General features: G+C 67.5%; 7 protein-coding genes and 1 pseudogene. 5 read left to right on the top strand and 3 right to left on the bottom strand.

Annotated elements, in window-relative coordinates:
* Window positions 1-1,135, bottom strand: a 1,135-nt coding sequence (locus ACREEF_RS14640) for a HAMP domain-containing protein (protein ID WP_431566305.1), incomplete at its 3' end; no start/stop codon positions are given.
* Between the two features lie 35 nt (window positions 1,136-1,170).
* The gene (locus tag ACREEF_RS14645; RefSeq protein ID WP_431566306.1) at window positions 1,171-1,884 is read right to left on the bottom strand and encodes a TorF family putative porin; all 714 of its coding nucleotides are present in this window, start codon (window positions 1,882-1,884) and stop codon (window positions 1,171-1,173) included.
* Window positions 1,885-2,268: 384 nt separating this feature from the next.
* Between ACREEF_RS14645 and ACREEF_RS14650 the strand changes: the two genes are divergently transcribed.
* The 3 genes from ACREEF_RS14650 to ACREEF_RS14660 all read left to right on the top strand — a co-directional run bounded on the left by ACREEF_RS14650 (window position 2,269) and on the right by ACREEF_RS14660 (window position 5,657).
* Window positions 2,269-3,723 carry a two-component system sensor histidine kinase NtrB gene (locus ACREEF_RS14650; protein ID WP_431566307.1) on the top strand — a complete coding sequence of 485 codons (1,455 nt, stop codon included), beginning with the start codon at window positions 2,269-2,271 and terminating at the stop codon, window positions 3,721-3,723.
* Entirely contained in the window at window positions 3,720-4,325 is a 606-nt protein-coding gene (locus ACREEF_RS14655; protein WP_431566308.1) for a response regulator transcription factor, read from the top strand. Before ACREEF_RS14650 ends, ACREEF_RS14655 begins: the two co-directional genes overlap by 4 nt.
* A 69-nt stretch (window positions 4,326-4,394) precedes the next feature.
* A complete protein-coding gene (locus tag ACREEF_RS14660) occupies window positions 4,395-5,657 on the top strand; it encodes an NAD-dependent succinate-semialdehyde dehydrogenase (RefSeq protein WP_431566309.1) in 1,263 nt (420 codons plus the stop codon).
* Window positions 5,658-5,668: 11 nt separating this feature from the next.
* On the opposite strand, the gene ACREEF_RS14665 is transcribed toward ACREEF_RS14660, so the two are convergent.
* Window positions 5,669-5,821, bottom strand: a complete 153-nt coding sequence (locus ACREEF_RS14665; RefSeq protein WP_199183607.1) for a hypothetical protein — start codon at window positions 5,819-5,821, stop codon at window positions 5,669-5,671.
* 249 nt (window positions 5,822-6,070) lie between these two features.
* Here ACREEF_RS14665 and ACREEF_RS14670 point away from each other — a divergent pair, with 249 nt between their 5' ends.
* The gene (locus ACREEF_RS14670; protein WP_431566310.1) at window positions 6,071-7,741 is read left to right on the top strand and encodes an MFS transporter; all 1,671 of its coding nucleotides are present in this window, start codon (window positions 6,071-6,073) and stop codon (window positions 7,739-7,741) included.
* A 102-nt stretch (window positions 7,742-7,843) separates the two neighbouring features.
* Window positions 7,844-9,579 (top strand): annotated as a pseudogene (locus ACREEF_RS14675) (hybrid sensor histidine kinase/response regulator); the annotation flags it as partial.

The following is a 9,579-nucleotide window of genomic DNA, read 5'->3' on the forward strand; positions in this document are numbered from 1 at the left end:
CCTCCAGAGAGGCGGCCTGCTGCTCGGTGCGGCGCGACAGGTCGTCCGAGGCCTGGCTGATCTCGCTCGAACCCGAACGGATGGCGGCGACGTTGGTGACGACCACCGCGACGGCCTGCTCCAGCTGCGAAATGGCGGCGTTGAAATCGGTCTTCAGCTGTTCGGCCTTGGGCGCGACCTCTACCGTCATGCGGTGCGTCAGATCGCCGTTGGCCATGGCCTGCAGACCCTGGGCCAGGGCGGTGATGGCGATACGGTCCTCTTCAGCCGCCCTGGCCTTCTCGGCTTCGACGCGGGCGCGTTCTTCCTCAGCGGCGGCGCGTTGGGCCACGGCCTCGGCTTCCAGGCGGGCGTTGGCGATGGCGGCGTCCTTGAAGGCGGTCACGGCCGAAGCCATCATGCCGACCTCGTCCTTGCGGCCCATGGCCGGCACGATGATCGTCGTGTCGCCGCCGGCGAGGCGACGCATGGCCGAGGTCATGGACAGCAGCGGCTTGCCCAGCAGGTTGGTCAGCAGGAAGGCCATGGCCGCCGCGATGGCCAGCGCCAGGACGACGCCGCCGATCAGCACCATCCGCACCGATTTCGCCACGGCGTCCTGGACCTCGCCATAGACACGGCTCTGCTGCGCCTTCTCTTCGACCAGAGCCTCCAGCGCGTCCTCGGCGGGGCTGATGTATTTGTCCGCCGAGCCCTCGCGACCGACCATGGCCACGGCCTGGGCGTAGGTGCCGGGATCGACGGCCAGCACGCGGCCGGCCTCGACCACGTTCTTGGCCCAGTCGTCGGCGGCGGCGCGAGCGGCGCGGACTTCAGCTTCGCTGGTGGGGTCGAGTTGAGTGATCCGATCCAGGCTCTTGCCGAAATTCTCGCGGTGAGCCGTCAGCCGCTCCAGGTAGTAGGCGTCGCGCGACAGCAGGAAACCGCGATAGCTGCTTTCCTGGCGCGCCAGATAGAATTTCGCCGCCTCGGCCTCGCGCTGTGTCGCAGAGGCGCGGACGCGGTCCATGCGCGCGCTTTCCAGCGCATTGACCTGCATGAACACCGTCACGCCCATGGCGACGATCGCCAGGATGACGACGGCGAAGGCCGCCGTCAGTTTCCGCTCGATCTTCAGATCGCTCAACATACCCATCGTCTCTTCCCCCAATGTCCTGCTGTTCAATCGGCTCAGAGCGCGAACGTCAGCGCGCCCACCAGGCGGCCGTCGTAGTTCTCGCCCAGGGCGTGGCTGTCGGTGTCGTACCAGCGCACGTCCAGAGCCAGCTTGTCGGTCAGCTTGTGCTTCACGCCGACGTTCCAGGCGGCGTATTCGGCGCCGCCGTCGGCGGTGCGATCGGCGATCGAGGCCGAGGCCTTGGTCTTCGGACCGACGGAGACCGTGCCCTGCAGCTCGACCCACCAGGCTTCCTTGGTCGCGGCGAAGCTGTCGGGGCTGTAGGTGACGCGCACGCGGGTGTTCACCGGACCGATCATGCGCGAGGCGTCGGCCTGATATTCCCAGAAGTTGGCGTCGACCCCGGCGCGCGTGCCGGGCAGGTCGCGGTTCTGCACCGCGAAGTCGAAGCTGTAGCCGGCCGCCTTGGGTCGCCAGCCGAGGGTGGAGACGATCTCCGAGTCCGACCCTTGCGACAGCTTGGCGGTGGAGACGAAGACATTGGCGTAGAAGTCGCCCTGCGACACGCCGACCGAGCCGTTGACGCTGGGGTCGCCGGCGCTCTTGCCGATGCCCTTGCCGACGTACTGGCTGGCGACGCCGATCTGGGCGTCGAAGGCGTGCGCCTGGGCGACGCCGGAGAAGCCGATCGCAGCGGCGAGGCCGGCGAGAAGCGGGATGAAGGCCGCACCGTTCTGGCGCTTAACATTACTCTGTTCGACGAGCATTTTTACCTCAGTGATCATGAGGTTCTGTTTGGCCGAACAAACGTAGATTTCTGTAAATCAGGAGCTACGTAGAAATCCGCACATCGTCAGAATTTGCGGTGGATTCAGTTCTTATAGCCAAGCCTTCCTTGCCGGACGCAAAGGGAGAAAACTTATCGTTAACGGCTGGAAACCACGTTTGCAGTAATGGCCATTTTCATGCCTTTATATAAAACGGCGATATCAATTAAGACCTAAGCGTGACCGCAAAACACCAAGGTTAACACCGCATTTGCGAAAACATCGACCAATGTATAGAAGGCGCGCCTCGGTGAGATTCTGTAGATTTCTCTTCCACAGCTTCACCGCCGGAAGCATTGAGGAGAAGATCCCATTCATTCAGCGATGGAAAGCACCCTGTCCCTCGCCGCCGCCGTGTCGCGCCGGCGCTGGAGCGGGATACTGCTGGCGATCGTCGCTGTCGGCGGTGCGGTCGGCTTCAGAAGTCTTCTGGAAGGTCTGGGCCAGTTCTACTACCTGCCCATGGTCCCGGCCGTCGTGGTCACGGCCATGCTGGCGCGCCGCACGGCCACGGCCCTGGCCGTCGCCTTGTCCATCACCGTCAACCTGATCCTGGTTCCGCGCGAAAGTCTTTCCGACGCCCTGACCAACGCCCTGTTGTTCGCGGGGGTCACCTGGCTCCTGGCCGAAATCTGCTGGGGCCTGAGAGCCCTGCACGGCCGCACGGGCGAGTTGTCCCGGCAGCTGGCGGCCAAGGACGCCATGCTCAACACCGCCCTGGCCTCCGTGCCGGTGGTGACGCTGGAGCGCAGCGGCGAAGTGCGTCATCTGAACCCCGCCGCGGCCGCCCTGTTCGACATGACCGAGAAGACCGCGCGCGGGCGCCCCTTCGCTGAACTGGCGCCCGGCTTTGACGTCGCGACGATTCTCGCGACAGGAGCGCCCGGCGGCGCGCTGGAGGCCAAGGACGGCCACTGGACCGGCCTGCGCCCCGACGGCGGCGGCTTTCCCCTGAGCATCCAGTACGGTCTGGCGCCCGGGCCGTCGGGCGGCGAACATATCGCCCTGTGCCTGACCGACCTCACCCGCTGGCACGCCGCCGACGCCCAGGCCCGCGAACTGCACGCCCAGCTCAACAAGGTCTGGCGCCTCAACTCCCTGGGCGAGATGGCCGCCACCCTGGCGCACGAACTGAACCAGCCGCTCAGCGCCGCAGCCACCTATCTGCACGCCAGCCAGGTGGACATGGAGAAGGCCGGCGCCCTGGGCGACAGCGCCCGGCGGACCGTCGAACTGGCCAAGGGCCAACTGCTGCGCGCGGGCAAGATCATCCGCCGGATGCGCGAGCTTCTGTCGCTGGACGTCCGCCATCTGGACATGGAACGCGCCTCGTCCATGGTCGAGGACCTGGGCCCCATCCTCGCGATGATCGGCGCCAGCAAGGGCGTCGCCATCCGCCTGGACGTCCAGACCGAGAACGATCGGGTCCAGGCCGAGCGCATCCAGTTCCAGCAGGCCATGGTCAATCTGGCCCGCAACGCCGTGGACGCCGTGAGCGGCCAGGCCGCGCCCGAGGTGGTCATCGTCGGCCGCCCGGTCTCGGACAGCCACTACCGTATCAGCGTCGAGGACAACGGCCCCGGCATCGCCGACGACCAGGTCGACCGGATTTTCCAGCCGATGACGACCACCAAGTCCGGCGGCATGGGTCTGGGCCTGTCCGTCACCCGCACCATCGTCGAAAGCCACGGCGGTCGACTGCAAGTCTCGAGAAGCGCGCTGGGGGGCGCCGCCTTCTCCTTCAACCTGAACCGAGAAGCGGGCGTCGAGAACGCATGAGCCTCCATTCCGTATTCATCATCGATGACGACGCCGCCGTCCGCGATTCCCTGCTGATGCTTCTGCGCGGCGAGGGCATTCGCGCGCGCGGCTTCGCCAGCGCCGTCGACTTCTTCGCCGCCCTGCCCAAGGACGCCACGGCCTGCGTCATCACCGACGTGCGGATGCCCGACATGGACGGCGGCGAGGTCGTGGCCAAGCTGGCCGAACTGCGCGGCCACGCCTGGCCCGTGATCGTCATCACCGGCCACGCCGACGTGCCCATGGCGGTGCAGATGATGAAGGCCGGCATCGTCGACTTCATCGAGAAGCCGTTCGATCCGCGCCGCCTGATCGAAACCGTGCGCGGCTGCCTGGCCCGGTTGAACGATGTCGAGCACGAGCAGGCGGCCCGCGCCGGCGCCGAACAGAGGCTGACCCGCCTGACCCCGCGCGAGCGTCAGGTCTTCGACGCCCTGATCCTCGGCTGCTCCAACAAGGCCATCGCCCAGGACCTGGACATCAGTCCGCGCACCGTCGAAGTCTTCCGCGCCAAGGTCATGACCAAGATGGAGGCCGTCAGCCTGTCCGCCCTGGTCCGCATGGGGCTGATCCTGGGCTGACCCTTTCAAGGTTGCAGCCGGGCGCGCTTCGGGGCGTTATCGACCGCGATCTGAACGGAGCCTCCCGCCATGCCCACCCCCGCCGACGACCGTCTGATCCGTAGCCTCGCCTACATCGACGGCGCCTGGGTCGGGGCCGACGACGGCGCGACCTTCGAGGTGACGGACCCCGCGACCGGCGAGACCCTGACCGAGGCGAAGGGCGAGATCGCCTATGCCGCCAGCTTCATCGAATGGTTCGCCGAGGAGGGAAAGCGCACCTATGGCGAGGTCATCCCCACCTATGACGCAGGCAAGCGGCTGATCGCCATTCGCCAGCCCGTCGGCGTAGTCGGGGCCATCACCCCGTGGAACTTCCCCGCCGCCATGATCACCCGCAAGGTCGGCCCGGCCCTGGCCGCCGGCTGCGCCGTGGTGCTGAAGCCCGCCAGCCAGACGCCGCTGACGGCGCTGGCGCTCGCGGTTCTGGCCGAGGAGGCGGGTCTGCCGCCCGGCCTGTTCAACGTCCTGACCGGATCGGCCTCGGACATCGGCGGGGAGCTGACCTCCAATCCGACGGTGCGCAAAATCAGCTTCACGGGGTCCACGGAAATCGGCCGCACCCTGATGCGGCAGTCGGCCGGGACCATCAAGAAGATGAGCCTGGAGCTGGGCGGCAACGCCCCCTTCCTCGTCTTCGACGACGCCGACATCGACGCGGCGGTGGCCGGCGCCGTGGCGTCCAAGTTCAGGAACAGCGGCCAGACCTGCGTCTGCACCAACCGCTTCTATGTCCAGTCATCGGTCCACGACGAATTCGTCGCCAAGCTGGCGAAAGCCACCGAGGCGCTGAAGGTCGGAAACGGACTGGAGGACGGCGTCCAGATCGGTCCGCTAATCGACGCCAAGGCCGTCGCCAAGGTCGAAGAACATATCACCGACGCCACAACCAAGGGGGCGACCGTCATGACCGGCGGGAAACGCCACGCCCTTGGCGGGACCTTCTTCCAGCCGACCGTGCTGTCAGGCGTGACCCAGGATATGCAGGTCTGCAAGGAGGAGACCTTTGGCCCCGTCACGCCCGTCGTCCGTTTCGAGACGGAGGAAGAGGGGCTGGCCATGGCCAACGCCACCGAGTTCGGTCTGGCCGGATACTTCTACGCGCGCGACATGGGGCGGGTCTGGCGCGTGGCCGAGGCGATGGAGACCGGTATGATCGGCGTCAACACCGGCCTGATCTCCACCGAGGTCGCGCCCTTCGGCGGGATCAAGCAATCCGGCCTGGGTCGCGAAGGCTCGAGCCACGGCATCGAGGACTACCTCGAGCTGAAATACGTCTGCATGGGCCTGTAGCCCCGCGGCCGTCAGTCCTCGGACGGCTCGGCGTCTTCCTCGGTCAGACCCGCGGCCTTGGCGGCCTTCTTGGCGGCCTTGGCGGCGGCCTTGGCTTCGGCCTTCTTGGCTTCGGCGCGCTCGCGCTCCTGCCGTTCGAAACTGTAGTTGGGCTTGCGGGCCATTGATGTCCTCTCGCGCCGGGCCGCCGAACGGCGACGTCAAACCTTCATGTGGCCCCTGTCGCCGCTCGCGACAACACGGAAACGCCCGCCAGACCATTATTCACGGCGACGGCCAGCCCTGGACGCCGCCGTTCGACCAAAGTCGCTCTCTCCAAACCCTGCGACCTGCTGTCACTCTCCCCCTGACGATCCGGCACAGGATCGCGAGGAAACGGTCGCGAAACGCGACCCTACAGGAAGGGACTGCCCATGACCGAGCGCACCATGAGTGCGGCGGGGGGCGCGGAGCACACGGTCGACAAGAACGACCGGCTGGTGATCCTTGCGTCGTCCGTCGGCACCGTCATCGAATGGTACGACTTCTATCTCTACGGCTCGCTGGCCGCGATCATCTCCGCCCAGTTCTTCTCGGGGGTGAACGAGACCACCGGCTTCATCTTCGCCCTGATGGCCTTCGCCGCCGGTTTCGCGGTGCGTCCGTTCGGGGCCATCGTCTTCGGCCGCATGGGCGACCTGTGGGGCCGCAAAAACACCTTCCTGGTGACCATGCTGCTGATGGGCCTGTCGACCTTCGTGGTCGGCCTGCTGCCCCCCTACGCCGTCATCGGCATCGCCGCGCCGATCATCCTGGTGCTGATGCGCCTGATCCAGGGCCTGGCGTTGGGCGGTGAATACGGCGGGGCCGCCACCTACGTCGCCGAGCACGCCCCGCACGGCAAGCGCGGCTTCTACACCTCCTTCATCCAGATCACCGCCACCGTGGGCCTGCTGCTCAGCCTGATGGTCATTCTGGGCGTCCGCTTCGCCGTGGGCGAGGAAGCCTTCCTCAGCTGGGGCTGGCGCATCCCCTTCATCGTTTCGATCCTGCTGCTGGGCGTGTCCCTGTGGATCCGCCTGAAGCTGTCGGAAAGCCCGGCCTTCCAGCGCATGAAGGCCGAAGGCAAGGGCTCGACCACACCCCTGAAGGACAGCTTCATGAAGTGGCCGAACCTGAAGCTGGTGCTGATCGCCCTGTTCGGCCTCGCCGCCGGTCAGGCCGTGGTCTGGTACACGGGTCAGTTCTACGCCCTCTTCTTCCTCGAGAAGACGCTGAAGGTCGATCCGGCCTTGTCGAACATCCTGATCGCCGCCGCCCTGGCGCTGGCGACGCCCTTCTTCGTCTTCTTCGGCTGGCTGTCGGACAAGATCGGCCGCAAGCCCATCATTCTGGTCGGCTGCCTGCTGGCCGCCCTGACCTACTTCCCGCTGTTCAACGCCCTGACGGGCGCAGCCAACCCGCGTCTGGCCGCCGCCGCCGCCTCGGCGCCGGTGACCGTCTACGCCGATCCGGCCGACTGCCACTTCCAGTTCGACCCGGTGGGCAAGACCGTCTTCAACAGCTCGTGCGACATCGCCAAGACCCACCTGGCCAAGGCCGGCGTCACCTATGTCAATGAGGCCGCCCCCGCCGGCGCCGTGACCCAGGTCCGCATCGGCGAACGCGTGGTCGCAAGCTTCAACGGCAAGGTCCTGGCCAAGGCCGACTTCGACGCGCAGAAGAAGACCTGGGACGCCGGTCTGACCGCCGCCCTGACCGAGGCCGGCTATCCGGCCAAGGCCGACAGCGCCCTGGTCAACAAGCCCATGGTGATCGGCATCCTGTTCCTGCTGGTCCTCTATGTGACCATGGTCTACGGCCCGATCGCCGCCGCTCTGGTCGAGATGTTCCCGACCAGGGTGCGCTACACCTCCATGTCGCTGCCCTATCACATCGGCAACGGCTGGTTCGGCGGCTTCCTGCCGACCACGGCCTTCGCCATGGTCGCGGCCACGGGCAACATCTACTACGGCCTCTGGTACCCCATCGCGATCGCGGTGCTGACCCTGATCATCGGCGTCCTCTTCGTGAAGGAAGGCAAGGACGTGAACATCCACGACTGAGGCCGATAAGCTTCGCCAACCTGCAGGGCGGTTCGGCTTCGGCCGGACCGCCTCTCTTTTTTGTTCTTGTCCCCCAGCCCCGCTCCGTCCCAGATGCCGGTCATGTTCAGCCTCGCGACCCTGGCCCTGACAGCCGCCTACATGGCGACCCTTTTCGCGGTGGCCTGGTGGTACGAGCGGCCGTCGATCAAGACGCGCGGCGGGGCGCTGGGGCCGTCGCTCTACGCCCTGTCCCTGGCCATCTACTGCACCTCCTGGACCTATTACGGGGCGGTGGGGACGGCGGCGCGGTCGGCCTGGGAATACCTGCCCATCTACATCGGCCCGGCCCTGGGGGTGACGGTGCTGTTCCCGCTGTGGAAGCGGATCGCGGCGGCGGCCCGGCGCGAGAACGTCGGCTCGATGGCCGACTTCATCTCCTCGCGCTACGGCAAGAGCCCGGCGCTGGGCGCGGCGGTGGCGGCCGTCGCCATCCTCGGGTCCCTGCCCTACATCGCCCTGCAGCTGAAATCCCTGTCCATGGCGGGCGAGATGCTGACGGCGGGCACACCCGTCGCAGGTTCCGAGAGCCTGACGGTTCTGGTCATGGCGGCGGTGCTGGCCGGGTTCGCCATCCTGTTCGGCGCGCGCCGTCCCGACCTGACCGAGCACAACCGCGGCCTGATCCAGGCCATCGGCATCGAGTCCATCGTCAAGCTGGCCGCCCTGCTGGCAGTGGCGATATTCGCCCTGATGCTGCTGCGCCACGCCCCGGCCTCGGCCGACGTGACGGCCAGCCTCGGCGATCTGGCCCGCTGGCCCGATCTGGACGGACGCTTCTGGGCCATCACCCTGGTGGCGACCCTGGCCATCTTCTGCCTGCCGCGTCAGTTCCACGTCGCCTTCGTCGAGGGCGGCGATCCCGCCCAGGTGCGGCGGGCGCGCTGGATCTTCCCCGTCTATCTGCTGCTGACCAGTCTGGCGGTCCTGCCCCTGGTGGCGGCCGGCGGCCTGTTCGCACCCCACGTCAATCCCGACCTGCTGGTCCTGGCCCTGCCGCTGAACTCCGGCCAGTCGGTCCTGACCGCCATCGTCTTCGTCGGCGGCTTCTCGGCGGCGACCGCCATGGTCATCGTCGAGGCCGTGGCCCTGTCGGCCATGGTGTCCAACAATCTGGTCTTGCCGTTGTTGGCCGCCGAACGACGCCGGCGGGGCGAGCGCGCCGGGGACATGGCGCGGGCCATCCTGAACATCCGCCGCGTGGCCATCGTGGCCCTGCTGTTGATGGCCTGGGTCTATTATCAGGTCATGGACCAGACCAGCGGACTGGCGGCCATGGGGCTGGTCTCCTTCGCCGCCCTGGCCCAGCTGGCCCCCGCCCTGTTCGGGGCGGTGCTGTGGCGCGGCGGGCGCTCGCGCGGGGCGCTGGCGGGGCTGGCGGTCGGCATGACGGTCTGGCTGGTTCTGCTGGCGGCGCCCCAGCTGGCCCCCGGCTTCGGCCTGAACATCCCGGCCGTACTGGGGCTGAGCGATCCCTATGCCGCGGGGGTCTTCCTGAGTCTGACGCTGAACCTCGGCGTCTTCGTCGCCGTATCGAAACTGGGCCGTCCGCGCCTGATCGACCGGGTTCAGGCCCGCGCCTTCGTCGACCGGCTGGGGCCGGACTGGATGGAGGGACGCGGGGCCTCCGCCGGGGCCTCGGTCGGCGACCTGAAAGCCCTGGTCGCCCGCTTCATCGGCGACGAACGGGCCGAGCGCGCCTTCGCCGCCTGGGCGCGCGAGACGGACCGCAAGCTGCGCGACGTCGACCCCGCCGACGCCGGTCTGGCCCGCGCCGCCGAGCGGATGCTGGCGGGGGC

This window comes from Brevundimonas sp. (assembly GCF_050729455.1).
Classification (GTDB): domain Bacteria; phylum Pseudomonadota; class Alphaproteobacteria; order Caulobacterales; family Caulobacteraceae; genus Brevundimonas.

What these genes read in the sequence shown, in the direction of transcription:
- ACREEF_RS14650 (WP_431566307.1), top strand. Translation starts at nt 2,269, where the DNA reads ATGGAAAGCACCCTGTCCCTCGCCGCCGCCGTGTCGCGCCGGCGCTGG.
- ACREEF_RS14660 (WP_431566309.1), top strand. Translation starts at nt 4,395, where the DNA reads ATGCCCACCCCCGCCGACGACCGTCTGATCCGTAGCCTCGCCTACATC.
- ACREEF_RS14665 (WP_199183607.1), bottom strand. Translation starts at nt 5,821, where the DNA reads ATGGCCCGCAAGCCCAACTACAGTTTCGAACGGCAGGAGCGCGAGCGC.
- ACREEF_RS14655 (WP_431566308.1), top strand. Translation starts at nt 3,720, where the DNA reads ATGAGCCTCCATTCCGTATTCATCATCGATGACGACGCCGCCGTCCGC.
- ACREEF_RS14645 (WP_431566306.1), bottom strand. Translation starts at nt 1,884, where the DNA reads ATGCTCGTCGAACAGAGTAATGTTAAGCGCCAGAACGGTGCGGCCTTC.
- ACREEF_RS14670 (WP_431566310.1), top strand. Translation starts at nt 6,071, where the DNA reads ATGACCGAGCGCACCATGAGTGCGGCGGGGGGCGCGGAGCACACGGTC.